Source organism: Streptomyces sp. NPDC002088 (assembly GCF_040296605.1).
Classification (GTDB): domain Bacteria; phylum Actinomycetota; class Actinomycetes; order Streptomycetales; family Streptomycetaceae; genus Streptomyces.
On record NZ_JBEOXO010000001.1, the window covers coordinates 636,128 to 659,135 of the forward strand.

Here is a 23,008-nt window from a genome sequence, read left to right on the forward strand (position 1 = left end):
CATGTCGACACAGCCCCGCGCCCCTTACGGGGCGCGATACCGCACTGGACTTCGTCAAGGCTGCTTGGTCCTGACCCAGCCCGGCTTGCCCCGTCCGGGTGGACCACGCGCGGCAACGCGCATGGATCATCCGGACATCACACCGTCCCGCCGGCCATGAGGGCCGGCGGGACAGGCCGGTCACCGCCGATGGACACCCGGGCGGAGTGACGCATGCTCAGCAGGTTCGCGGCGGTCGGAGGCGGGCGTCGACGGGGCCTGCGGCTGGGACACCAACGAACCCGGCCTCGCCCCCGACCAGGTCTCGGGTTCTCACCGACCTCGACGGCCACCCTCTACCGCTACGACCCGGAGACGGGGACGGGCACCGTGGTGTGTCTCGGCCCGTGCACGGACACCCGCAAGCCGCTGCTCACCGAGCCGGGCGCCGTACTCGCTCTGCCCCCGGGCATCGGCGCGCTCTCTACGGTCGCCCGCCCCCACGGCAGTGGCGATCAGGTCACCTACGACGGCTCCCCCCTCTACACGTTCACCGGCGACGCCCAGCCCGCCGAGACGAACGGCGTGACCCGGAACTGGCACGTGATCACCGGCCGGGGTGTGCCAGGCCAGGGCCGGCAGACCTGTCGCCGGGGCAAGAGCGCACCCGAGCAGGTAGGCGGCGAGCAGACGGCGCCGCCCCCCCGCGGTACGTCACGCTCGTACTCGCTCCGCGCGACTCGCTGCCACGAGCCGTGGGCCAGGGCGAGGTACTCCGCCTCGAAGTGCTGCTGAATTCCCCGGTGCCGTGGCCGAGTTGCTCGACCATGGACGCTCGGCGGCCCTCACCTGGGTCCCGGCGGACATGGAGGGGCTGCGGCCCGTCGGACAGGTGACGGACCGGCTCGGGCGAAGCGGTCAGGCGTACGTGTACGAGGCCGCCGGCGTCAGACAGATGCTGATCATGGACCCCGCCACCGGCACCGTCCTCGGACTGGAGGCCACCTTCACCACCGACCAGCCCGAGTACGGCGTGACGGCGGGCGACGTCATGGAGTACCGCGCCTGGACGCGCTGATCACACCCCGAGCTGCCGGGCGGCCGCGTCCACGGTCTGCTCCAGCAGCGTGGCGATGGTCATCGGACCGACGCCGCCCGGCACCGGGGTGATGAGCGAGGCTTGCTCCAGGGCCGAGTCGAAGTCGACGTCGCCGACGTTCCCGGCGTTGTAGCCCGCGTCGATGACGACGGCGCCAGGCTTGATGTCGGTGCCCTTGATCAGCTGCGGCCGGCCGACGGCGGCGACCACGATGTCCGCCTCGCGGACGACCGCCGAGAGGTTCCGGGTGCGGGAGTGGGCGTACGTCACCGTCGCGTTCCGGGCGAGCAGCAGCATGCCGGCCGGCTTGCCGAGGATGGCGCTGCGGCCCACCACGACGGCCCGCTTCCCGGCGGGATCGACGTCATACTCGTCGAGCAGGCGCATGATCCCGCCGGGCGTGCAGGACACGAAGCCCGGCAGACCGAAGCTCATCGTGGCGAACGACGCGAAGGTCACGCCGTCGACGTCCTTCTCCGGCGCGATCGCCTCGAAAGCGGCCCGCTCGTCGATGTGGTCGCCGACCGGGTGCTGGAGCAGGATGCCGTGCACGGAGGGGTCGGCGGAGAGCGCCCGGAGTGTACCGACCAGTTCCTCGGTGGTCGTCTCCGCGGGCAGTTCCACGTGCCGCGAGTCGATGCCGGCCTTGCGGCAGCGGTTCTGCTTCATCCGGACGTACGTGACGGACGCGGGGTCCGCGCCGACCAGCACCGTCGCCAGACAGGGCGCCGAACCGGTGCGCTCGGTGAGATCGGCCGCGCGCTCGGCGGTCTCCTCCACGATGCGCCGGGCGAGCGCGGTGCCGTCCATGAGCCGGGCCTGAGTCATGATCCACTCCTGAGCAGGTTGACCTCATCGCCCAGGCGCACGGCATCGACTTCTTCGGAGCCGCTCCCCGGTGGTGCTCCACCTCAGCGCCAGTCACGGCCCGCCACCAGCCTAACCGAGGCCGTACGAGGCTCAGGACCCGCTCCCGGAGTGCAATCGAATCCTGGACGGGCGGTGCTGAGCCTTGCCGCGTGGTGCTGTTCTGCCTGAGCCCGAGCGTGCCGCGACTATCGCGCCGCCACGGGCGCGGAGTGGAGTTCGCGTACCAGCTGCGGGGTGAGCAGTTCGCCGGCGCGGTCGGCGAGGACGGCCATTTCGTAGCCGACCAGGCCGACATCGCATCCCTCGGCGGCCAGGACGCCGAGGCAGCTTCCGTCGCGGATGCGACCGACCATGAGGAAGCCCCCGAGCATTTCGATCATGACGAGCTTCATGCCGTGGAAACCGTGTGCCGTCGCCGCGTTCTGGGCGAGGCTGGTGATGCCGGAGACGACGGCGGCGAGGTGGTCGGCGCGATCCCGGCCGAGACTGTCCGAGGCGGCCATGAGCAGGCCGTCGGAGGAGACGGCGACGGCGTCGGTGACACCGTCGGCGGTGCGTACGAACTCCGAGATGAGCCAGCCGAAACTCTGGACGGCGGTGGTCACGATGACGCTCCTTGAGTGGGTCGGGCTTCGGCACGAGCGACACCTGCTCTGAAGCCGTTGAGCAGGGAGGAGACAGCGGTGGGTCGGGCGGACGGAGGTGCGGTGGAGGGGTCCTGGGCGGGGGCGAGCAGGCGCCCGGGGAGGGCGAGGAGTGCGGACAGGCCGCCGCCGGTGGTGTCGAAGAGGTTGACCTGGGTGCCTTCGCCGAGGCGGTGGGTGAGTCGGCCGACGACGAGATGGCCGAGGAACCGGGTGGGTGCGGAGAGGAGGGCCTCCTCCCTGGAGTCGGCGAAGCGGGCGTGGGCACGTTCCTTGTCGGCTTCGGACATGCCGACGCCGTGGTCGACGACAGCGAAGCAGTACGTGTCGTCCTCGGTGTCGTACCAGCCGTGCACCTCGACCGGCTCGGTCGGCGGCGAGAAAGTCAGCCCGTTCTCGATGAGTTCGGCAAGGAGGTGGGCGACATCGGCGACGGCGTGCCCGCGCACCCGCACCGGCTCCACGGTCGCGATCAGGACTCGCCGGTACTGCTCCACCTCGGCGACGGCGGACTGGACCACTTCCAGGCCGTCGGCCGGTGCTGCGGTGGGCCGCGGCGGATTCTGCCCGGCCAGGACCAGCAGGCTCTCGGCGTTGCGCCGCATACGGGTGGCGAGGTGGTCGAGCTCGAAGAGCTCGGCCAGGGCGTCCGGGTCGAGTTCCTGCTGTTCCAGGCGGGTGATGAGGCCGAGCTGACGACGCACGAGGTTCTGGTTGCGGCGGCCGAGGTTGGCGAGCGATTCGGTGGTGTTGCGACGCAGGCCGGCCTGCTGGGCGGCCAGGTGGAGGGCGGTGTGTTCCACCTGTCGCAGGGACGCCGCGACCTCGGCGATCTCCGCTGCACCGCCCAGCAGTTGCGCGTCGGGGTTGTCCGGGGCATCCGCCGGCGGGAGGAGCTCCACATGGTCCGGGGGTGACTGTTGGATACGGGCCATGGTCGCCGGCAGCCGGTGCCGCGCCACGTCGTGGGCTGCCTCGGCGAGCGCGCCGAGCGGGCGCGTGAGGGAACGGGAGGCAAAGGCGGCGAGGCCCGCGACGAGGGCGGCCATGAGCGTTCCCGCGACGAGACAGGCGGCGAGGCCCGTCTCGGCGTCGTGGCTGAGCCGGTCGGCCCGGTCCCGTACGTCATCACCGACCGACTGCTGGGCGGCGTACAGATCGTCGACGAGTACGGTCATCGCGTCCCACCAGGTGCCGGCGTCGGCACGCAGCACGGAGCCGTCGGCGGCGCCTTCCGCCCGGCTCTCGTAGGCGGTGGCGCGTTGTGCGTCCTTGGTTGAGAAGGCATGCTTCAGGGCCGCGCGCTGGGGTGCGGTGGCGACCTGCTGGAAGCGGGCCAGGGCGGCGACGCGCGTGGCGCGCACCTCGGTGAAGGTGAGGTACTCGTGGCCGTGAAAGGCGCCGTCGGCGAACACGCCGTTGAGGAGCCCGCGTTCGAGAGCGACGGATTCCTTGGCTGCGGCCAGCTCCTTCAACGCCGCGAGTCCGTCGCTCAGTTGACGGTCGGCGCGCATTGCTGCCTCCGTCATCGGGTCGACGGCATTGAGGGCGTCGATGGCGGTGGTGTAGAAGGTGAGGGTCGCAGCCCTGTCGGCGGTGCCTCTGTCGGCACTGGCGCGGATGTCGGTGAGGCGCCCCAAGCGCTGCCGGATGACCCCCTCGACGGCGCTGTCATGACGCATTCCGCGCAGCGCCGTGTCAACGCGCTTGCGCGTACCGGCCAGCGTTGGGCGGAACTCCACCTCGCCGCCCAACAGTCCGTTGGTCAGGCCGCGTTCGCGTTGCAGCTGGTGCACCAGGGCCTGGACCCGCAGGCTGAGACCGACCTCGGTACGCGTCGTCCGGGCGTCGCCGAGGGCCTCGGCGCGGCCGTTGACGGCGAGCCCGGCCACCGTCAGCAGCAGGCAGATCGGGACCGTGATGACCACCGCCACACGGCCCCTGATGCTGCGCCAGCCAGGCATCGGCCGACGGCCGGGAGCCGTTCGGTCATCGTGCCGACGAACTGAACCGCCCTTGTCCAGCCTGCCCTTGCATACTGCGCCAAGCCTGCCGAGCAGCGGCCGTAGTGGCTTCCACACCCTCATACGTCACGACGCTAGTCCGACCGCCGAGCCGGGCGGTTTCCGACCCGTAAGGCCGTGTGGGAAGTTCAGTTGCGCCTCCCTCACGCCGCGGGCCGAGAGACTGTGACCGCGGACTCGCGAACCGCCTCTCAAGCCGGCCTGGGGGTGCGACATCCTGCGAAACGCGGATCGGTTTCTGACCCGGGCGCGCGCTGGATCCGCAGCCCGAGCCGTAGCCCGCCCACGTAAAGCAGTGCAGCGGTCGCGGTCGCGCGTCCTTTCACGGTGCGGGCTGTTCAACAGGTGATCAGTCTCGGTATTGCCGCCGCCGTCCACATCCTCCTGTTTCCACAGGGCGCCCAGCGTGGGTGATCACCCGGTGGAGCGGCTGGGCTGAACCCGCCGACGACCTCGCCTCCGACCGGGCGAAGATGTTAAGTCGGTCAGCGCAACACAGGCGCACTCGGCGTGCCGGTGCTCTGCCACGGTGATTGTGTGGCGCCTGAACCTCCGGGCCACGGCCCGGCTGACCCGGGCCAAGCAGTGGAGGAGAGATTCATCGTGAGTTCCACCGAGGGCGCACCGCGGGGGGTGATCCCCGCGCACCTGCTCAAAGGCCAGAAGGCGCTGGTCACAGGCGCGAACTCCGGAATCGGCATGGCCACGGCCGTTGCTCTGGGCCGGGCCGGGGCCGACGTGGTCGTGAACTACGTCGCCGGCCGCGAGGAAGCCGACAAGGTGGTCGAGGAGATCACGTCCTTCGGCGTGCGGGCGGCGGCCTACGAGGCCGACGTGTCCGACGAGGGCCAGGTCGTCGCCATGGTGAACCGGATGGTCGAGGAGTTCGGCACGATCGACATCCTGGTCGCCAACGCCGGACTGCAGCGCGACGCCCCGTTCACCGACATGACGCTCGCCCAGTGGCAGAAGGTCCTGGACGTCAACCTCACCGGGCAGTTCCTCTGTGCCCGTGAGGCGACCAAGGAGTTCCTGCGGCGGGGTGTCGTCCCCGAAGTCTCGCGCGCGGCGGGGAAGATCATCTGCATGAGCTCGGTGCACCAGATCATCCCGTGGGCCGGGCACGTCAACTACGCCTCCTCCAAGGGCGGGGTGCAGATGATGATGCAGACGCTGGCCCAGGAGCTCGCTCCGAAGAAGATCCGTGTGAACGCGGTCGCCCCGGGGGCCATCAAGACCCCCATCAACCGCAGTGCCTGGGAGACACCGGAGGCCCAGCAGGATCTCCTGCGGCTGATCCCCTACGGCCGCGTCGGCGAACCCGAGGACATCGCCCACGCGGCCGTCGGCCTTGCCTCCGACCTCATGGACTACGTCGTGGGCACCACTCTCTACGTGGACGGCGGGATGACACTCTTCCCGGGCTTCGCCACCGGTGGCTGACCCGCCTCACTCGCGTGGGCCCCAAGAGACGCGCATGCACACCACGGTCCTGTCGCTCGTGCTCCTGGGCCCTCTGCCGATGACCGGCGCGGGTCCGGCCGGCTGAACCGAATCGGCTACCGGCGATCGAGGGACGCGTTCAGGGTGATGGCCGCGTCGATCAGGGCGAGATGGGTGAACGCCTGTGGAAAGTTGCCCAGTTGACGGCCCGTGGGGTCGATCTCCTCGGAGAACAGGCCGAGATGGTTGGCGTAGCCCATCATCTTCTCGAACACCAGCCTCGCCTGGTCGATTCGCCCCGCGCGGGCCAGGGCGTCGACATACATGAACGTGCACAGCGAGAAGGTTCCCTCCGAGCCACGCAGGCCGTCGGGGGACGCCTCGGGGTTGTAGCGGTAGACCAGGCTGTCGCTGACGAGTTCCTGCTCCATGGCGTCGAGGGTCGACGCCCACATCGGATCCCCGGGGGTGACGAACCCGACTGTCGCCATGCGGAGCAGCGAGGAGTCGAGCACGTCGCTGCCGTAGTGCTGGACGAAGGCATGCCGGCTTTCGTTCCATCCCTTGGCCATGACCTGCTCGTAGATCTCGTCCCGAGCGGCACTCCAGCGCGGGACCGCGGCCGGCCAGCCTTTCGACTCGGCGAGCCGCAGCGCGCGGTCGAAGGCCACCCATGACATCACGCGGCCGTACGTGAAGTCCTGGCGGCCGCCACGGGTCTCCCACAGGCCCTCTTCCGCCTGGTTCCAGTGGTCGGCCAGCCAGTCCAGGTTCTCCACCAACTTCCTCCAGCCCTGGTACCCCGCGTGGAACCCGTGCCGATGCGCGTAGTAGATGCTGTCCAGTGCCTCGCCATAGATGTCCAGTTGGAGCTGTGTGGCAGCGCCGTTGCCGATCCGCACCGGCGCGGAACCGGCATAGCCCTCCCAGTGGTCGAGGATTTGTTCGTCCAGGTCGGCGGAGCCGTCGACCTTGTACATGATGTTGAGGGGGCCGGAGTCGCCGCCGCCGGCACTCTCCCTGACCCGGTCGCCCAGCCACTGGATGAACCCCCTGGCCTCGTCGGTGAAGCCCAGTCCCAGCAGGGCGTACACGGAGAAGGAGGCGTCCCGGACCCAGGTGAAGCGGTAGTCCCAGTTGCGCTCGCCGCCCAGTTGCTCGGGGAGCGCCGCCGTCGGGGCGGCCACCACGGCGCCGCTGGGGGCATAGGTCATGAGTTTGAGCGCGATCGCGGAACGCTCCACCGTCTCCCGCCAACGCCCCGAGTATCGCGACTGGTTCAGCCAGGAGCGCCAGAACGTGACGGTGTCGTCGAAGAGCTGCCGGTATTCGGCCACGCGGATCTCCCTGGGCGGCCCGTCGGCGGCCGACTCCAGGACCAGCCCGCGCTCCTGGCCCGCCTGCAGGGTCAGCGAGCAGTACAGGTCGTCGCGCCGGGCCGTGAGGACGTCCACCAGGCGTTCGTCCTCCGGTTCGCGGATGGGGTGCACGGTCAGTTTCTCGCCGTCCTGCGCGACGAACACCGCGCCGTGCTCGGTGATGTCCAACTGGTGGGGCTTGCGTCCGTAGTCGAACCGCGGGGCGATCGCCACCTCGAACGTCATGCTGCCGCGCACGCAGCGGAGCATGCGGACCAGTCGGTGGCGGGGCGTGATCGTCCTACCGGTCACGGGCATGAAGTCGACGACCTCACCGGCGCCCGCCTCGGTCATGAACCGGGTCACCAGGATCGCGGTGTCGGGCAGGTACAACTGCTTGGTGGCGTAGGTTTCGTGGCTCGGGCGGACCGTGCAGTGGCCGCCCTTGTCCTTGTCCAAAAGCGCGCCGAACACACTGGGTGAGTCGAACCGGGGCAGGCACAGCCAGTCGACGGACCCATCGGTGGTCACCAGCGCCGCGGTCTGCAGATCACCCAGCAGGCCGTGGTTCTCGATCAGTGGGTAGTCGTCCATCGGGGGGCTCCTCTCGGTGTGCCCTTCACCCGAATGCACCCCCTCGACCAGCGTAGGCTGCGGACCCTGCTTCGGCCCACGCGACATGTGCCGGCAGCGCGCATCGCTGATGCGCGGTCGAACACGCCCTGCTTCTGGCTCGTTCGCCTCGCTGAGCAGCCCTGAGTTGCGAGCCTATTGCGATGACGGCAAGAAATGCGTGGAAGCTGAACTCCACCACGCCGCCCTGATCTGCCTCACCCGCCGCCGGGGCCGGGAGCAATGCGACTCCGGCACCAGATCGGTAGGGCATCCCTCTGCCAGGATGCGGGTGATGTGCGCGCGGGATAGCCTCTTTACATCAAGGTCAAGTTCTCGAGGCGGTTGTGCAGACGCCGGTCGCCCTCGTCGCGATGATCCATTCTTTCTGCGGAGACCCGACAAGCGCGGTCCACCCCCTCGCACTTCTCGCACCTCGCACAGGTCGGCAACGGCCGAAATCCCTTCTCTCAAGCCTGTCTCGCGTTGTGCGCGCCGGATCGGCACCGGCTTGAGGGCCCGCAGTTCTGCAGTCCCTGGCGTGGAGGTCGGGATGAGAATCGTCGTTGATCTTTCCCGGTGCGAAGGGTATGCGCAGTGCGCGTTCCTGGCTCCGGACGCGTTCCGGATGCACGGCGAGGAGGCGCTGATGTACGACCCGAAGCCCGACGACGCCCTACGCGACCGGGTGCTGCGCGCCGCGGCGGCCTGCCCGGTCCAGGCGATTCTGGTCGACCAGTTGGAGGGACGGGACGCACCGGTGGAGGCGTCGCCGTCATGAGTACCGCCGACACCCTGCGAGCGTTCAAGCGTGATGGCCGCATCGTGGTCGTCGGGGCGTCATTGGCGGGACTGCGGGCCGCGGAGGCGCTGCGCAACGAGGGTTTCACCGGATCGTTGACCATGATCGGTGACGAGTTGGGCGAGCCCTACGACCGGCCTCCCCTGTCCAAGCAGGTCCTGACCGGGTGGGTGTCGGCCGGGGATACCACGCTGCCGCGACGTCGTGACATCGATGCGGAGTGGTTGCTGGGCGTGCCCGCCAGCGGGCTGGACCTGGCGGCCAACCAGGTGCGTCTCGCCGACGGACGCGAGGTTCCCTTCGACCGGGTGTTGATCTCTACCGGGGTACGGGCCCGGCCTTGGTTCGTCGAGACCGAGGCGGCCCTGGACGGAGTGTTCGTGCTGCGCACGCGCGAGCACGCCGAGGGCCTGCAGCGAGCCCTCGCCGCCGGGCCCTCCCGCGTCCTGGTCATCGGTGCGGGATTCACCGGCTCCGAGATCGCTTCCATCTGCCGCGAGCGGGACATCCCGGTGACCGTCGCCGAACTCGCGCCGGCCCCGCTGGTCGGGGCGCTCGGCGCCCTGATCGGTGACGTCGCGGCGGACCTGCAGCGCGCTCACGGCGTCGACCTGCGGTGCGGTGTCAAGGTCACGCAGTTGGAGGGCGACGCGCAGGGGCGGCTTCGCCGCGCTCACTTCGACGACGGCAGCACGATCGACGCCGACGTGGCGGTGGTGGCACTCGGGGGCATCCGCAACACCGAGTGGTTGCGGGGCTCGGGGCTGGCGGCAGGTGTCTGGGGAATCGCCTGTGACACGGGCTGCCGCGCCCTCGACCTCAACGGCCTGATCACTGACGACGTCTTCGTCGCCGGAGACGTGGCACGCTGCCCGAACCCTATCTACGAGTACCGGCTCATCTCGCTGGAGCACTGGGCCAATGCCGTGGAGCAGGCCGAGGTCGCGGCGCACAACATGGTCAGTGCCCAGGCGGACCGCTGGCCCCACCTGTCCATCCCGGTGTTCTGGTCGATCCAGTTCGGCGTCAACATCAAGACCGTCGGGGTGCCGACCTTCGCCGACGAGGTGGTCGTCTCCCAGGGCTCGGTGTCAGACCGCCGGTTTGTCGCCGCGTACGGCTACCGGGGCCGCGTCACCGCAGCGGTCAGCTTCAACAACGCGAAGTGGCTGGACCACTACCGGCAGCTGATCGAGACGGCCGCACCCTTCCCGCCGCCCAGCCCCACGCCCGACCAGCCCGTCGACATGAAACCGGTGCCCGTCGACTTCCCCGGCCCCATGCTGCTCGCCCAGGGCGCCACTGTGGTCGTCACCGGCCATGACCCGAGTGAGCGGCGCGTCACGTCCGTGCAGCAGCACCGGTAGGAGGGAGAGCGAGATGACGACGACCGAGACGCCCGACATGCTGCAGCGGATCCTCGATTATTCCTCCCGGGCCGATCCGTACCCGCTGTACGCCGAGTTGCGCAAGACGCCGGTGGCCCGGCAGGAGGACGGCAGCTACGTCATCAGCACCTATCGCGAGCTCACGGACATCCTGCACAACCCGCACCTGAGCTCCGACGTCCGCAATCTGTCGCGTCCGATGCCCGGAATGGAGGCACGTGCCACGCCGGCGTTCATCAACCTCGACCCGCCCGAGCACGACCGCCTGCGGCGTATGGCGATGCGGCACTTCGGCCCCCCGCACACCCCGGGGCTGGTGGCCGGCATGGAAGACGACCTGACCGCCATCGTCAGCAGTCTGATCGACGGCTTCGCGGGCAAAGAGCAGATCGACATCGTCGACGACTTCGCCTACCCGTTCCCCGTCACCGTGATCTGCCACCTGCTCGGCGTGCCACGTGAGGACGAACCGAAGTTCCGCCTGTGGGTGAACGCCATCATCGACTCGATCGACTACAACCCCAAGACCGACCCGAAGGAAAAGCTGGACAACGGCGTACAGGCCACCAAGGACTTGCGCCAGTACCTCGGTGGGCTGCTGGAGCAGCGCCACGGCCGGCCGGGTGAGGACCTGTTGTCACGGCTGGCCAACGATGACGGGCCCGACGGGCGGATGACCGACGAAGAAATCGTCAGCACCGCCAACCTGCTGCTGATCGCCGGCCACGAGACCACCGTCAACCTCATCACCAACGGCATGCTGACGCTGCTGCGCCACCCGGAAGTGTTGCAGCGACTGCGCGACGAACCCGACCTGGTCGTGCCGCTGGTCGAGGAACTGCTGCGCTACGAACCCCCCGTGCACATCATTCCCTGGCGGGCGGCGTACAGCGACATCACCGTCGCCGACACCGTCATCCCCAAGGGCTCGCAGATCATGCTCATGCTGGCCTCGGGCAGCCGCGATCCGAACCGCTTCCACGATCCCGACCGCTTCGACCCCGATCGGCGCGACAACCAGCACCTCGGGTTCGGCAGCGGCATCCACCTGTGCTTCGGCGGCCCGATGGCCCGGCTGGAAACCCAGATCGCGCTGACCGAGCTGGTACGCCGGCTCGACCGGCCCAGCCTGGTCGCCGACCCACCGCCGTACCGGCGCAGCCCCGTCCTTCGCGGTCCGCTCCATCTGCACATCGAGCAGAGTGGCGGCCAGTGAGCGGCGACAGCCGAGGCACTGGCTGACCCGTACCCACGAGACGGAGACCGGTGGCGGGTGAAGGTCCGGCTCACCGACACCGGTCACGCCGCCTTCGAAGAGCACGCGGTGTCGGAGGACGCGGGCGAGCACGCGCTGCTCGCAGTACTGAGCGAAGCAGAGAAGCGGACACTCGCAGACCTGCTGCGGAAACTGGTCGTGGCCGCCGAGACTGGGCGGACCGAGCTGTCCCCAGCCCCGCCCGGGCCGAGAAGGTCCAGGTCAGCCGGGCGCTGACCTGGACCCTCGCCGATCTCCTGCCTACTCGTCCCATGCCTGGATCATGATCTGTTCGCTGATCTTGCCGTCGCGCAGCGTGATCATCGACTCGGCGAGGACGCGAACCCCGTCGGCGTACTGACAGGACTCGCTGTAGGCCGCGCGGTCCCCCTGGACCACGCAGTTCTCCAGCTTGTGGGACATGTCGCGGCTGTAGACGTCGTTGAGCATCGCGCCTATCTCGTCACGGCCGTGCAGAACCTTGGGGTGGCTGGGCTGGCTGTTGCGGTCGATGACGCGTATCTCGGCGTCGTCCGCGTAGAGCGACAGAAGCGTCGCCGGCGTGGTTCCTTCTATGCCCTGGCGCAGGGTGTCGGTGTCGAAGGCGGAGCCTGCCGCCGCGGTGCCCATGGTGACCTCCTTCGAGGGCCGCGGCCCGAGGAAGAACGGGCCGCAAAGGACCTCATCTTCGAGCCTCCTCCGTCCCAGCGGGCACGGCAAGCGCTGCCGGAGCGCTCCGCCTGACGGGTGAGCGGAGCGACGCCGCCCCGAGTGGGCGGCCCTTCGCCCGGGCCGTGCGGCAGTTCGTCAGGTGACGGGAGCGGGCCGCAGGGGCGGTACGGTCGGCATCTCGATGGCGTTCCCGATGTCCTCGACGGTCATCCTGAAGCTGTCGGGGTAGGTGTCGCGCCGGGTACGGCGGGCGGGCTCGCTGGTGCGCCACATGTAGAGGCACCGGGCGCACTGGAGGACGTCCCAGACGCCGGGTACGGGTGAGGCGAAGACGTGCTCGACGGTGTTGTACGCGCACCGCGGGCAGCTGGTCGTGTCGGCCATGTCGGCCATGTCGGTTGTCCTTTACTGGAGATGACGGAGCATCAGCGGCGGGCAGCGAGCAGCCGGAGCCGGGTGAGCCACTCGGCGGCCTCGGGCAGGTCACTGACGGGGGTGCCGTAATTGCCGCGGCGGTCCGGCTCGACGGGTGTCGTGGCGTCGATGACGAGCTTGTCGACGATGCCCGGGGTCCGGGCCTGCGGGGCGAGCTCCACGACGGGCAGGTTGGGCACGACGACCAGGTCGCCGTCCGGGTTCATCTTGGTGGACAGCGCCCACATGACCTGCGGCAGGTTGAAGGGATCGACGTCCTCGTCCACGACGATCACGGTCGTGGCATACCCGAGCCCGTGCGGTGTGGTCAGGGTCCGCATCCCGACCGCCTTGGCGAAGCCGCCGTACCGCTTCTTCGTGGAGACGATGACGACCAGGCCGTGCGTGTACGACGCGTTGACCGCCTGAACCTCGGGGAAGTCGGCCTTGAGCTGCTGGTACAGCGGTACGCACGTGTTTGCCGCGATCAGGTAGTCGCACTCCGTCCACGGCATGCCGAGGTAGAGGTGCTCGAAGACGGGATCCGTGCGGTACGAGATCCGGTCGATCCGGATCACCGGCATGCTGCGGCCGCCCGAATAGTGACCCGTGAACTCGCCGAAGGGGCCCTCGATCTCCCGCTTGCGGCCCTCGATGACTCCCTCGATCACGACCTCGCTGCCCCACGGCACCGGCAGCCCGGTCAGCGGGGCCTTCGCGATCGGCGCGGGCGCACCGCGCAGGGCGCCGGCGAGCTCGTACTCGTTCTCCTCGTACTTCATCGGGGTCGACGCCGCGATCGTGATCACCGGGTCGTTGCCGAGCGTGATGGCGACCGGGAGGTCCTCGCCACGCTCCTCGGCCGTGCGCAGGTGCAGGGCGATGTCGTGCACCGGCACCGGCTGGATCGCCAGCCTGCGCCTGCCCTTGACCTCCATGCGGTAGATGCCGACGTTCTGCTTGCCGCTGTGCTCGGGGTCGTCCGGGTCCTTCGAGACGACAGCGGCCTTGTCGATGTAGAAGCCGCCGTCGCCGTCGTTGAGCCGGATCAGGGGCAGTACGCGGAAGAGGTCGACGTCGTCGCCCTCCAGGGTGTTCTGCGCCCACGGCGGATCGGCCCGCCACTCGGGCGCGACCGGGAACTTCTCCCAGCGGCGGACGAACTCCTCCACCTGCTCCTTCGTGGTCGTCTCCTTCGGCAGACCGAGCGCGAGCGCGTGATTGGCCCAGGAGCCGTGCACGTTCATGGCGATGCGCGCGTTCGTGAAGCCTTTGACGTTGTCGAAGTAGAGGGCGGGAGCCGAGTCGCCGAGGCGCGGCGCCGCGTTCGCGGCCGCCGCGACGTCCGGCTCCGGCAGCACCTCATCGGTGACACGCAGCAGTTGACCCTCCTTGTCGAGGGCGTCGAGGAAGTCGCGTAGATCGTCGTAGGCCATGGGGTAGTCCTCTCGTGTGTGTTTGGGGGCTCAGACGGCGGGCCGCAGGTCGCGGGCGGCACGCATGCCCTCCCAGCGACGGGCGGCCGGGGCGGGCAGGTCGAACTGGTCGAGGACGCGGGCCACGACGTGGTCGACGATGTCGTCCACGGAGCTGGGGTGGTTGTAGAAGGCGGGCATCGGGGGCACCAACTGCACGCCCTTGCGGGCGAGATCGAGCATGTTCTCCAGATGGATCTCGCTCAGCGGCGTCTCGCGCGGCACCAGGACGAGCCGGCGCCGCTCCTTGAGGACCACGTCCGCCGCCCGGCCGATCAGCCCGTCCGCGTATCCGGCGCGGATGCCGGCCAGGGTCTTCATCGAGCACGGCACGACGACCATGCCGTCCGTGCGGAACGATCCGGACGAGATGCCGGCGCCCTGGTCCTCGGGCCGGTGCGTGACATCGGCGAGCGCGGCGACGTCGGTGACGGACAGCCCGGTCTCCAGCTCGATCGTGGTCCGAGCCCAGCGGCTCAGCACCAGATGCGTCTCGACCCCCGGCAGCTCGGCCAGGTTCTGCAGGAGCCGGACGCCGAACACGGCACCCGTCGCTCCCGTCATGCCCACGATCAGACGCACGGTGGTCAGCTCCCTCGGCTCGTACGGCGGGACGGTCGCGGCGACTGTTTCGGTCACCGCTCCTTCACGCTAGGGCCGTCCTACGAGCCCAGCGGCGTATCGTGAGGACAAGCCATGGACAGAAACGGACACCCGTGGGGTGGCAGGGGAGAAGCGGCGCGGGCCGACGTCACGTCGGTGCCCTATCGCGCCACCGCCGGAGCGCCGCCTGGGGCCGAGGTCCTCGACTTTCCCGGCCTGCTCGACCGCGCCCACGGTCACGGCCTGGACCTGTACCCGCCGAAGCGGCTGGCCTTTCACGAGCTGCTCACCGTGCACGCCGGCACTTTGCGCTGTTCCTTGGACTTCAGCGAGTACGAGCTGACCGAGGGTGACTGGCTGTGGCTGCGCCCCGGCCAGATCCACCAGTACGACTCCGACCTCACGGCTGCCGAGGGCACCGTCGTCCTGTTCACGCCGGGCTTCCTCAGTCCCGCGACGGTGGAGTCAGCGCGGGTCGACCAGCCCACCTGGCGGACGCCACTCAGGCCCGCCGGCGCCGATGCGGTGGCCCTGCGCGGCGTCCTGGACCTGCTGGAGAGCGAGTACCGGCGGCTGGCCGGCCTGCCGCTGGAGGTGCACATCGACGTGCTGCGCCATCTGCTCTCCGTCCTCGTCCTGCGCCTGACCCACGCACAGGGCGCGCAGGAGGCCGCCGGCGCCGGCAGCGAGCCGTTCCGCCGCTTCCAGCAGGCCGTCGAGCGGGACTTCGCGCGGACCCACCGTGTGGAGGACTACGCCCAGATGCTCGGCTACAGCGTCCGTACCCTCACCCGGGTGACCCGGGCCGCCGTCGGCAGCGGGGCCAAGGGCTTCATCGACGACCGGGTCATGCTGGAGGCCCGGCGGCTCCTGTGGCACACCGATCTGCCGGCCGCCGCCGTCGGCGACCGGCTCGGTTTCCCCGACGCGACAGTGTTCACCAAGTTCTTCCGGCATCGGGCGGGCGAGACCCCGGCCGGATTCCGCGCGCGGGTGCGGGGGGCGGGGCAGTGACCGCCCGTCGGGCCGGCCGTGACCGCTGCCTGGCCGGCAGTGGCCGGGGCCCTGACCTTGATAGGGTCCCTGACCTTGATCGGGGCCGCGACCCTGATCGGGGCCCCGATCCGACTACCGCCGCGCCACTGCGGCCAGGGTCGCGTCGAGGTCGGCCGGACGCGGCCGGTTGTGCGGCAGCTTGGCCAGCAGCGCGGCCATGCCGCAGGTGTTGGTGAGCGCAGAGAAGACCAGGCCTCCCGCGATGCCCGCGGAGACCAACTGCCAGGCGGGATGCAGGAGTCCGAGGCCCAGACCGGCCAGCACCAGGCCGCCCGCGGTGAGGCGGACCTGCCGTTCCATGGACCAGGTGGTGCGGGTGCCCGGCGCCGGGCGGTGCAGTTCGTGACCGCCCTCCGCCCAGCCCTGCGTGCCGCCGGTCAGGGTCAGGGCCCGTACCCCGTGCTCGGCGAGGACGCGGCAAGCGTTCTCCGAACGCGCCCCGGAGGCGCAGACCACGAGCAGCTCGCCGCGGACCTCGCGGAGCGTGGGAACGGCGCGCCCGATCTGGTCCAGGGGGATGTTGAGGGCGCCGGGCAGATGCCCGGCGGCGAATTCGCCCGGTGTACGGACGTCGATGACGGTCAACTGGGGCAGGCGGGCGCGGGCCTCGTCGGCGTCGAGGGCGGAGGGAGTGGTCACAGTGGGATCCTTCCTGGGTGAAGTGAGCGGGGCTGGGAAATCCGAGGGGGAGGTAGAATACCCCCACGGGTATGTAGAGGAGTAGTCGTGGAGCTGCAGTTCGAGGGCGATGAGCTCAAGTCGGTGCTGAACCGGCTGCGCCGGGCGCAGGGGCAGATCTCCGGAGTGATCAAGATGATCGAGGAGGGGCGCGACTGCGAGGACGTCGTCACCCAGCTCGCCGCGGCCTCCCGCGCCCTCGACCGGGCCGGCTTCGCGATCATCGCGACCGGACTCCAGCAGTGCCTGACCGAATCCGGGAACGGCGGGGGCGGAGCGGAGACGACGGAGCAGATGAAGGCGCGGCTGGAGAAGCTGTTCCTGTCGTTGGCGTAGGGCCGCCCTCGGCCGGGGCGCGGGTCACACCACTGCGTCGGCCAGCATCAGCGCGGCCACCAGCAGGAGCGCCCAGGCGAAGAGCCGGCGGAGCAGGTCCGAGGAGATCCGGGCCGCGAGCCGCCTGCCGTCCCAGGCGCCGAGCACCGCGGCCGCGGCGAACGGCGCGACGTGCGTCCAGTCGACGGTCACCGCCGATCCCGTGCGAGCCGCGAGCGCGGCGAGCGAGTTGACGGTGATGACCAGCAGGCTCGTGCCGACGGCGACCCGCATGCGCAGGCCGACCACGTTCACCAGGGCGGGTACGGCGAGGAAGCCGCCGCCCACGCCCAGCACCCCGGTCACGGCGCCGAGCCCGGCCCCGGCTCCGGCGACCCGGACCGGGCGTACCGGTATGCCGTCCTGCTCGGAGGCCGAGGGGCGCAGCATACGCAGCGCCGCGACGCCGGCGATCACGGCGAACGCCCCGGTGAGCAAGGCGGACGGCAGACGCGCGGAGAGCGCCCCGCCGAGCGCGGCGGGGACGAGCCCCGCCGCCGCGAAGATCGCGCCGCCCCGCCAGTGCACGGCGCCCGCCCGAGCGTGCGCGGCCAGCGCCGTGGCGGAGGTGACGGTGACGACGACGAGGCTCGCGGTGGTGGCCGCGGCCGGGGTGAAACCGAGCAGGTAGATCAGCGCCGGTACGGCCAGCATGCTGCCGCCGCCACCCAGCGCACCCAGCGAGATGCCGGTGACGGCACCGGCGACAAGGGCGAGAACGAGTGCGGTCACGGGGTCGGCCGGCTGCCGTCGGTCCCGCCACCCACCACCGGCAGTCCCGCCCCGGCCCACGCCACCATGCCGCCGACGACGTCCACCGCGTCGGCTCCGCGAGCCGTGAGCAGGGCCGTCGCCTCGCGGGAGCGCCTGCCGGAGCGGCAGAGCACGACGAGGGGGCGGCCGTGGGCGGCCGGGGGCAGGTCGCTGCCCGTGGTCAGGGCGGACAGCGGGGTGTGGACGGCACCGGGAGCGTGTCCGGACGCCCATTCGTCCTGCTCCCGGACATCGAGGAGTACGGCGGCACCCGCGGCCGCCCGCTCCTGAGCCTCGGCCGGAGTGATCCGGGCCATCGGGAGCCCGGCCGCGCGCGCCGCGTCGAAGCTGTCGTCGACGGCGACGACGTCGCGCCCCGCCGCGTCGAGGAGTGAGGCCGCGATCGCGGCCCGCATGCCGCCGGCGCAGTGCACCCACACCGTGCCGTCCGGTATCTCCGCGAGCCGGTCACGCAGCCGGTGCAGGGGTATGTGCAGTGAGCCCCTGATGTGCCCGTCCCGGCGTTCGGAGTCGCGGCGCACGTCGAGGATCACGATCGAGTCGTTCCCGCGTGCCGCGAGGTCCGCGAAGTCGGCGCGCGGGAAGGAGCGCGACCGCTCACCCGTGCGCACCCAGTCTGTGGGGGAGCCGGTCGCTGCCGCGGCCGGTCGGTCGATGCCGACCCGGACGAGTTCGCGCTGAGCGGCGGCGAGCTGCTCGGCCGACTCGGCGAGCAGGGTGACCGGCCTGCCCCAGGGGAGCAGCCAGGCCAGATACGTGGCGAGCTGTCCCTCGGCCGCGAAGTTCAGCGACCCGGCGACGTGTCCCTCGGCGAACGCGATCCGGTTGCGCAGGTCGACCACCCACTCCCCGGCGGCCAGCCGCGCCGCGATCTCGTCCGCGTCGGCGGGGCGCGGCGGGGTCAGGTCCACAGGAGCGGGGCCCCGCGCGTTCACGGGACCCATGTGCGCGTAGTACGCGGGTACGTCGTCCAGCCCCGCGAGCAGGTCGGCGACGAAGGTGTCGACGTCCTTGACGAGCGCCTCGTTGACGCCGCGCTCTTGGCCGATGGTGGTCGTCGCCCCGCCCGCGGCCTGCGTGGCGGAGCAGAAGCTGCCGAAGCCGTGCGTGGGCAGGACCGCGGTGTCGTCCGGCAGCCCGTCGGCCAGCCGGTGCGCGGAGTCGTACTGGGCTCGCGCCAGCCGCGCGGTCAGCCGGGGCTCGACCAGGTCGGGGCGGCCCACCGTGCCGATCAGCAGGGAACCGCCGGTGAAGACGGCCACCGCGTGTCCGGCCTCCTCCAGGACGTACGACGTGTGGTGCGGGGTGTGTCCCGGCGTGGCGAGTGCGCGGAGCGTCAGACCGTCCGCGACCTCCACGGCGTCCCCGTCCGCGACCGGCGTGTGCGCGTACGCGACCCCCGCACCGGCGGGCACGAGGTACGCGGCACCGGTCGTCCGCGCCAGCTCGAGACCCCCGGTCACGTAGTCGTTGTGCACGTGGGTCTCGACGACGTGCGTCACCCGCACGCCCCGCCGCGCAGCGGCCGCGATCACCCGGTCGATGTCCCTCGGCGGATCGACCACCACGGCGCTGTGCGCCCCGCCCGCCAGGTAGCCGCGGTTGCCGAGTCCCGGCACGTCGATCGTGTCGACGAAGTACACGGCAGCACTCCTCTCCTCGTGAAACACGCTGACCAATTACCCCCAGGGGTATGTTTGCCACCGTAGCAGAGGTACCCCGGGGGGTATTGATAGGTGATGGCCGGAGGTGGCGTGACGGCCCCCGGGCAGGCCCTTACTGATCAGTCACGCGTAGGGTCGGAGAGGGACGGACATCCGACGACGGAAGGGCTGAGCACCATGGCGCAGGAAGTACGCGGTGTGATCGCACCGGGCAAGGACGAGCCGGTGCGGATCGAGACGATCGTCATGCCGGATCCGGGACCCGGAGAAGCCGTCGTACGCGTCCAGGCCTGCGGCGTCTGTCATACCGACCTGCACTACAAGCAGGGCGGCATCAACGACGAGTTCCCCTTCCTGCTGGGTCACGAGGCGGCCGGCGTCGTGGAGTCGGTCGGCGAGGGCGTCACCGACGTCGAGCCCGGCGACTTCGTGATCCTCAACTGGCGTGCCGTGTGCGGCCGTTGCCGCGCCTGTCTGCGAGGCCGCCCCTGGTACTGCTTCGACACCCACAACGCGAAGCAGAAGATGACCCTCGCCTCGACCGGCCAGGAGCTCTCCCCGGCCCTGGGCATCGGCGCCTTCGCCGAGAAGACCCTGGTCGCGGCCGGTCAGTGCACCAAGGTCGACCCGTCGGTCTCCCCGGCGGTGGCCGGGCTGCTGGGCTGCGGCGTGATGGCCGGTCTCGGCGCCGCGATCAACACCGGCAACGTCGGTCGCGGCGACACCGTCGCCGTCATCGGCTGCGGCGGGGTCGGCGACGCGGCCGTCGCCGGGGCGAACCTGGCCGGCGCAGCGAAGATCATCGCCGTCGACATCGACGACCGCAAACTGGAGACCGCCCGCACGATGGGCGCCACCCACACGGTCAACTCCAAGGACACCGACCCGGTCGAGGCGATCCGCGAGCTGACCGGCGGCTTCGGCGCCGACGTCGTCATCGAGGCGGTCGGCCGCCCGGAGACGTACAAGCAGGCCTTCTACGCCCGCGATCTGGCCGGCACGGTCGTCCTGGTCGGCGTACCGACCCCGGAGATGAAGCTGGAACTGCCGCTGCTGGACGTCTTCGGCCGCGGCGGCGCGCTGAAGTCCTCCTGGTACGGCGACTGCCTGCCCTCCCGTGACTTCCCCATGCTGATCGACCTGCACCTGCAAGGCCGCCTGAACCTGGAGGCGTTCGTGACCGAGACCATCCAGCTCGACGAGGTGGAGAAGGCCTTCGAGCGTATGCACCAGGGCGACGTCCTGCGCTCGGTGGTGGTGCTGTGATGACCGCCCGCATCGAACGACTCGTTACCTCCGGGCAGTTCACGCTCGACGGCGGCACCTGGGACGTCGACAACAACGTGTGGATCGTCGGCGACGAGCACGAGGTCGTCGTCATCGACGCCGCCCACGACGCCGAGGCCATCGCCGAGGCCGTCGGCGACCGCCGCCTCAAGGCCATCATCTGTACCCACGCCCACAACGACCACATCGACGCCGCGCCCGCCCTCGCGGACCTGACCGGCGCCACGATCTGGCTGCACCCCGACGACCTGCCGCTGTGGAAGCTGACCCACCCGGACCGCGAGCCCGACGCCCACCTGGCCGACGGCCAGGTGATCGAGGCCGCGGGCGCCGACCTGACCGTTCTGCACACCCCCGGCCACGCGCCCGGCGCGGTCTGCCTCTACGACCCCGGGCTGGCCGTGGTCTTCACCGGCGACACCCTCTTCAAGGGCGGCCCCGGCGCGACCGGTCGCTCCTACTCCCACTTCCCGACGATCATCGACTCCGTCCGCGACCGCCTCCTCACCCTCCCACCGGAGACGAAGGTCCTCACCGGCCACGGTGACCCGACGACCATCGGCGGCGAAGCCCCGCACCTGGACGAGTGGATCGCCCGGGGGCACTGACCCGGGACAGCGCTCGCCTGGTGCACGCCCGGCCGGGGGACCGCCCGTAAAACCCGTAAAAGGCGACGGGAGATGTCCGGCTTACCCGCCACGCTCGTACCCGACACCGGTCGTACGAGCACGGGAGGTCGGACATGTCCGGACCGCTGGAAGGCAAGGTCGCCCTGGTCGCCGGGGCCACGCGCGGAGCGGGACGCGGGATCGCGGTGGAACTCGGCGCGGCGGGCGCCACGGTCTACGTGACCGGACGCAGCACCCGCGCCCGGCGCTCCGAGTACGACCGCCCCGAGACCCTCGAGGACACCGCCGACCTGGTCACCGCGGCCGGCGGCCACGGCATCGCCGTACCCACCGACCACCTCGACCCGGCGCAGGTCCGCACCGTCGTGGACCGCGTCGAGGCCGAGCAGGGCCGCCTCGACGTCCTCGTCAACGACATCTGGGGCGGCGAGAAACTCTTCGAGTGGGACACCCCGGTCTGGGAGCACGACCTCGACAACGGGCTCAGGCTGCTCCGCCTCGCCGTCGAGACACACGCGATCACCAGCCACCACGCCCTGCCCCTGCTGCTGCGCGGGCCCGGCGGCCTGGTGGTCGAGATGACGGACGGAACCGCTGAGTACAACCGCGACACCTACCGCGTCAACTTCTTCTACGACCTCGCCAAGGCCTCCGTCCTGCGCATGGCCTTCGCCCTCGGCCACGAACTCGGACCCCGCGGCGCCACCGCTGTCGCGCTCACCCCCGGCTGGCTGCGCTCCGAGATGATGCTCGACAACTACGGCGTGCGGGAGGAGAACTGGCGCGACGCCCTCGACCGCGCCCCCCACTTCGCGATCTCCGAGACACCGCGCTACGTGGGCCGCGCCGTCGCCGCCCTCGCCGCCGACCCCGACGTGGCCCGCTTCAACGGCCGCTCCCTCTCCAGCGGCGGCCTCGCCCGGGAGTACGGCTTCACCGACCTCGACGGCAGCCGCCCGGACGCCTGGCGCTACCTCGTGGAGGTGCAGGACCGGGGGAAGCCGGCGGACGTGACCGGGTATCGGTGAGGTCGGTCCCGGTCAGTGACGGCGGATCTCGTTCCGCACGAGATCTGCCCGGCTGATCGTCACGGCACTACCGTCGGCTCCATGACGGACATGACGCGTTTCGAGGGGTACGCGGTACTGGTCACCGGCGCCGCCCGTGGCATCGGCGCCACCACCGCCGGCCGGCTCGCCCGGGAGGGGGCGCGGGTGCTGTTGACCGACGTCGACCTGCCCGCGGCGGACCGGACCGCGGCGGCTCTGCGTGAACAGGGGCTCGGTGCCGAGGCGTTCGCCTGCGACGTGGCGGACCGGGCCTCCGTCGAGGCCGCGGTCGCCTATGCCGTCGACGCCTTCGGCTCGCTCGACGTGCTGGTCAACAACGCCTACGGCTGTACCCCGGACGCGCCCCTCTTCGAGGACGAACCGGACGACGTGTGGGCCCGCGACCTCGACCTCACCCTGACCGGCGCCTACCGCTGCTGCCGCGCCGCCCTTCCGCACCTCGTCGCCTCCGGACGCGGTGCCGTCGTCAGCATCGGCTCGGTCAACGGCCTCCAGGACTTCGGCAACCACGCATACAGCGCCGCCAAGGCCGGCCTCGGCTCCCTGACCCGCACCCTCGCGGGACGCGCCGCCGCCCGCGGGGTCCGCGTCAACATGGTCGTACCCGGCACCGTGCGCACCACGGCGTGGGAGGGGCGAGACGCCGAACTGGACGCGATCGGCGAGTTGTACCCCCTGGGCCGCGTCGGCGAGCCGGAGGACATCGCCGCCGCCGTCGCCTTCCTCGCCTCGCGTGACGCGGCCTGGATCACGGGCACGGCCCTGACGGTCGACGGGGGCCTCACCGCGGTCAACACCGGATTCCACGCGGCAATCCGACGCCGTAGAGACACTTAA

At 70.7% G+C, this 23,008-nt stretch carries 24 protein-coding genes and 1 riboswitch; of the genes, 13 read left to right on the top strand and 11 right to left on the bottom strand.

The genetic code is table 11. The features are described 5' to 3' along the window. Positions 1 to 213 precede the first annotated feature (213 nt). Both ABT114_RS02945 and ABT114_RS02950 read left to right on the top strand, forming a co-directional pair. A complete protein-coding gene (locus ABT114_RS02945; RefSeq protein ID WP_351137860.1) occupies positions 214 to 774 on the top strand; it encodes a COG4315 family predicted lipoprotein in 561 nt (186 codons plus the stop codon). A 13-nt stretch (positions 775 to 787) separates the two neighbouring features. Then, the gene (locus ABT114_RS02950) at positions 788 to 1,057 is read left to right on the top strand and encodes a hypothetical protein (RefSeq protein WP_502987043.1); all 270 of its coding nucleotides are present in this window, start codon (positions 788 to 790) and stop codon (positions 1,055 to 1,057) included. On the opposite strand, the gene ABT114_RS02955 is transcribed toward ABT114_RS02950, so the two are convergent. The 3 genes from ABT114_RS02955 to ABT114_RS02965 all read right to left on the bottom strand — a co-directional run bounded on the left by ABT114_RS02955 (position 1,058) and on the right by ABT114_RS02965 (position 4,526). Continuing rightward, positions 1,058 to 1,906: a bifunctional 5,10-methylenetetrahydrofolate dehydrogenase/5,10-methenyltetrahydrofolate cyclohydrolase gene (locus ABT114_RS02955; RefSeq protein WP_351137862.1), complete on the bottom strand. Its 849-nt coding sequence runs from the start codon at positions 1,904 to 1,906 to the stop codon at positions 1,058 to 1,060. Positions 1,907 to 1,928: 22 nt separating this feature from the next. Continuing rightward, positions 1,929 to 2,013: riboswitch (ZMP/ZTP riboswitch) on the bottom strand. A gap of 120 nt (positions 2,014 to 2,133) precedes the next feature. After that, on the bottom strand, positions 2,134 to 2,553 hold the full coding sequence (locus ABT114_RS02960) for a roadblock/LC7 domain-containing protein (RefSeq protein WP_351137864.1): 420 nt from the start codon (positions 2,551 to 2,553) through the stop codon (positions 2,134 to 2,136). Then, positions 2,550 to 4,526 carry a sensor histidine kinase gene (locus ABT114_RS02965; RefSeq protein ID WP_351137866.1) on the bottom strand — a complete coding sequence of 659 codons (1,977 nt, stop codon included), beginning with the start codon at positions 4,524 to 4,526 and terminating at the stop codon, positions 2,550 to 2,552. Before ABT114_RS02965 ends, ABT114_RS02960 begins: the two co-directional genes overlap by 4 nt. 693 nt (positions 4,527 to 5,219) lie before the next feature. Between ABT114_RS02965 and ABT114_RS02970 the strand changes: the two genes are divergently transcribed. Beyond that, a complete protein-coding gene (locus ABT114_RS02970) occupies positions 5,220 to 6,059 on the top strand; it encodes an SDR family oxidoreductase (RefSeq protein ID WP_351137868.1) in 840 nt (279 codons plus the stop codon). A 116-nt stretch (positions 6,060 to 6,175) separates the two neighbouring features. Here the strand turns inward: ABT114_RS02970 and ABT114_RS02975 are convergent, their stop codons facing one another. Continuing rightward, a complete protein-coding gene (locus ABT114_RS02975; protein ID WP_351137870.1) occupies positions 6,176 to 8,011 on the bottom strand; it encodes a glycoside hydrolase family 15 protein in 1,836 nt (611 codons plus the stop codon). 571 nt (positions 8,012 to 8,582) lie between these two features. On the opposite strand from ABT114_RS02975, the gene ABT114_RS02980 reads away from it, so the two are divergent. The 4 genes from ABT114_RS02980 to ABT114_RS02995 are packed head-to-tail and all read left to right on the top strand — an operon-like array spanning position 8,583 to position 11,711. Beyond that, positions 8,583 to 8,810: a ferredoxin gene (locus ABT114_RS02980; protein WP_351137873.1), complete on the top strand. Its 228-nt coding sequence runs from the start codon at positions 8,583 to 8,585 to the stop codon at positions 8,808 to 8,810. Further along, positions 8,807 to 10,198, top strand: a complete 1,392-nt coding sequence (locus ABT114_RS02985) for an NAD(P)/FAD-dependent oxidoreductase (RefSeq protein WP_351137875.1) — start codon at positions 8,807 to 8,809, stop codon at positions 10,196 to 10,198. Before ABT114_RS02980 ends, ABT114_RS02985 begins: the two co-directional genes overlap by 4 nt. A 13-nt stretch (positions 10,199 to 10,211) precedes the next feature. Then, complete coding sequence (locus ABT114_RS02990) at positions 10,212 to 11,435, top strand: cytochrome P450 (RefSeq protein ID WP_351137877.1); 1,224 nt, start codon at positions 10,212 to 10,214, stop codon at positions 11,433 to 11,435. Between the two features lie 57 nt (positions 11,436 to 11,492). Then, positions 11,493 to 11,711 (top strand): winged helix DNA-binding protein, encoded by a 219-nt coding sequence (locus ABT114_RS02995; protein ID WP_351137879.1) that lies wholly within the window; start codon positions 11,493 to 11,495, stop codon positions 11,709 to 11,711. Between the two features lie 24 nt (positions 11,712 to 11,735). Here ABT114_RS02995 and ABT114_RS03000 read toward each other — a convergent pair whose 3' ends face one another. The 4 genes from ABT114_RS03000 to ABT114_RS03015 form a co-directional block, all read right to left on the bottom strand. After that, positions 11,736 to 12,104 carry a nuclear transport factor 2 family protein gene (locus ABT114_RS03000; RefSeq protein WP_351137881.1) on the bottom strand — a complete coding sequence of 123 codons (369 nt, stop codon included), beginning with the start codon at positions 12,102 to 12,104 and terminating at the stop codon, positions 11,736 to 11,738. Positions 12,105 to 12,281: 177 nt separating this feature from the next. After that, a complete protein-coding gene (locus ABT114_RS03005) occupies positions 12,282 to 12,530 on the bottom strand; it encodes a non-oxidative hydroxyarylic acid decarboxylases subunit D (RefSeq protein WP_351138204.1) in 249 nt (82 codons plus the stop codon). Positions 12,531 to 12,571: 41 nt separating this feature from the next. Next, complete coding sequence (locus tag ABT114_RS03010) at positions 12,572 to 13,996, bottom strand: non-oxidative hydroxyarylic acid decarboxylases subunit C (protein ID WP_351137883.1); 1,425 nt, start codon at positions 13,994 to 13,996, stop codon at positions 12,572 to 12,574. 30 nt (positions 13,997 to 14,026) lie between these two features. Continuing rightward, positions 14,027 to 14,626, bottom strand: coding sequence for a non-oxidative hydroxyarylic acid decarboxylases subunit B (locus ABT114_RS03015; protein ID WP_502987273.1), 600 nt, complete (start codon positions 14,624 to 14,626; stop codon positions 14,027 to 14,029). 105 nt (positions 14,627 to 14,731) lie between these two features. On the opposite strand from ABT114_RS03015, the gene ABT114_RS03020 reads away from it, so the two are divergent. Further along, positions 14,732 to 15,652 (top strand): helix-turn-helix domain-containing protein, encoded by a 921-nt coding sequence (locus tag ABT114_RS03020; RefSeq protein ID WP_351137885.1) that lies wholly within the window; start codon positions 14,732 to 14,734, stop codon positions 15,650 to 15,652. Positions 15,653 to 15,766: 114 nt separating this feature from the next. Here the strand turns inward: ABT114_RS03020 and ABT114_RS03025 are convergent, their stop codons facing one another. Next, a complete protein-coding gene (locus tag ABT114_RS03025; protein ID WP_351137887.1) occupies positions 15,767 to 16,333 on the bottom strand; it encodes a rhodanese-like domain-containing protein in 567 nt (188 codons plus the stop codon). Positions 16,334 to 16,420: 87 nt separating this feature from the next. Here ABT114_RS03025 and ABT114_RS03030 point away from each other — a divergent pair, with 87 nt between their 5' ends. Then, positions 16,421 to 16,708, top strand: coding sequence for a metal-sensitive transcriptional regulator (locus ABT114_RS03030; protein WP_351137889.1), 288 nt, complete (start codon positions 16,421 to 16,423; stop codon positions 16,706 to 16,708). 24 nt (positions 16,709 to 16,732) lie between these two features. Here the strand turns inward: ABT114_RS03030 and ABT114_RS03035 are convergent, their stop codons facing one another. Next, positions 16,733 to 17,479 (bottom strand): sulfite exporter TauE/SafE family protein, encoded by a 747-nt coding sequence (locus tag ABT114_RS03035; RefSeq protein ID WP_351137891.1) that lies wholly within the window; start codon positions 17,477 to 17,479, stop codon positions 16,733 to 16,735. After that, entirely contained in the window at positions 17,476 to 19,164 is a 1,689-nt protein-coding gene (locus ABT114_RS03045; RefSeq protein WP_502987077.1) for an MBL fold metallo-hydrolase, read from the bottom strand. Before ABT114_RS03045 ends, ABT114_RS03035 begins: the two co-directional genes overlap by 4 nt. A gap of 198 nt (positions 19,165 to 19,362) precedes the next feature. On the opposite strand from ABT114_RS03045, the gene ABT114_RS03050 reads away from it, so the two are divergent. The 4 genes from ABT114_RS03050 to ABT114_RS03065 all read left to right on the top strand — a co-directional run bounded on the left by ABT114_RS03050 (position 19,363) and on the right by ABT114_RS03065 (position 23,008). After that, entirely contained in the window at positions 19,363 to 20,451 is a 1,089-nt protein-coding gene (locus tag ABT114_RS03050) for an S-(hydroxymethyl)mycothiol dehydrogenase (RefSeq protein ID WP_351137893.1), read from the top strand. Continuing rightward, on the top strand, positions 20,451 to 21,080 hold the full coding sequence (locus ABT114_RS03055; protein ID WP_351137895.1) for an MBL fold metallo-hydrolase: 630 nt from the start codon (positions 20,451 to 20,453) through the stop codon (positions 21,078 to 21,080). The genes ABT114_RS03050 and ABT114_RS03055 overlap by 1 nt, the downstream gene beginning before the upstream one ends. A 134-nt stretch (positions 21,081 to 21,214) precedes the next feature. After that, a complete protein-coding gene (locus tag ABT114_RS03060; protein ID WP_351137897.1) occupies positions 21,215 to 22,129 on the top strand; it encodes an SDR family oxidoreductase in 915 nt (304 codons plus the stop codon). Positions 22,130 to 22,210: 81 nt separating this feature from the next. After that, entirely contained in the window at positions 22,211 to 23,008 is a 798-nt protein-coding gene (locus tag ABT114_RS03065; RefSeq protein ID WP_351137899.1) for an SDR family NAD(P)-dependent oxidoreductase, read from the top strand.

Bases quoted from the DNA above. Each gene is read 5' to 3' on its own strand.
- ABT114_RS03005 (WP_351138204.1), bottom strand. From the start codon at position 12,530: ATGGCCGACACGACCAGCTGCCCGCGGTGCGCGTACAACACCGTCGAG.
- ABT114_RS03050 (WP_351137893.1), top strand. From the start codon at position 19,363: ATGGCGCAGGAAGTACGCGGTGTGATCGCACCGGGCAAGGACGAGCCG.
- ABT114_RS02975 (WP_351137870.1), bottom strand. From the start codon at position 8,011: ATGGACGACTACCCACTGATCGAGAACCACGGCCTGCTGGGTGATCTG.
- ABT114_RS03000 (WP_351137881.1), bottom strand. From the start codon at position 12,104: ATGGGCACCGCGGCGGCAGGCTCCGCCTTCGACACCGACACCCTGCGC.
- ABT114_RS02945 (WP_351137860.1), top strand. From the start codon at position 214: ATGCTCAGCAGGTTCGCGGCGGTCGGAGGCGGGCGTCGACGGGGCCTG.
- ABT114_RS03065 (WP_351137899.1), top strand. From the start codon at position 22,211: ATGACGGACATGACGCGTTTCGAGGGGTACGCGGTACTGGTCACCGGC.
- ABT114_RS03020 (WP_351137885.1), top strand. From the start codon at position 14,732: ATGGACAGAAACGGACACCCGTGGGGTGGCAGGGGAGAAGCGGCGCGG.
- ABT114_RS02980 (WP_351137873.1), top strand. From the start codon at position 8,583: ATGAGAATCGTCGTTGATCTTTCCCGGTGCGAAGGGTATGCGCAGTGC.
- ABT114_RS02985 (WP_351137875.1), top strand. From the start codon at position 8,807: ATGAGTACCGCCGACACCCTGCGAGCGTTCAAGCGTGATGGCCGCATC.
- ABT114_RS03055 (WP_351137895.1), top strand. From the start codon at position 20,451: ATGACCGCCCGCATCGAACGACTCGTTACCTCCGGGCAGTTCACGCTC.
- ABT114_RS02990 (WP_351137877.1), top strand. From the start codon at position 10,212: ATGACGACGACCGAGACGCCCGACATGCTGCAGCGGATCCTCGATTAT.
- ABT114_RS03010 (WP_351137883.1), bottom strand. From the start codon at position 13,996: ATGGCCTACGACGATCTACGCGACTTCCTCGACGCCCTCGACAAGGAG.
- ABT114_RS02955 (WP_351137862.1), bottom strand. From the start codon at position 1,906: ATGACTCAGGCCCGGCTCATGGACGGCACCGCGCTCGCCCGGCGCATC.
- ABT114_RS03060 (WP_351137897.1), top strand. From the start codon at position 21,215: ATGTCCGGACCGCTGGAAGGCAAGGTCGCCCTGGTCGCCGGGGCCACG.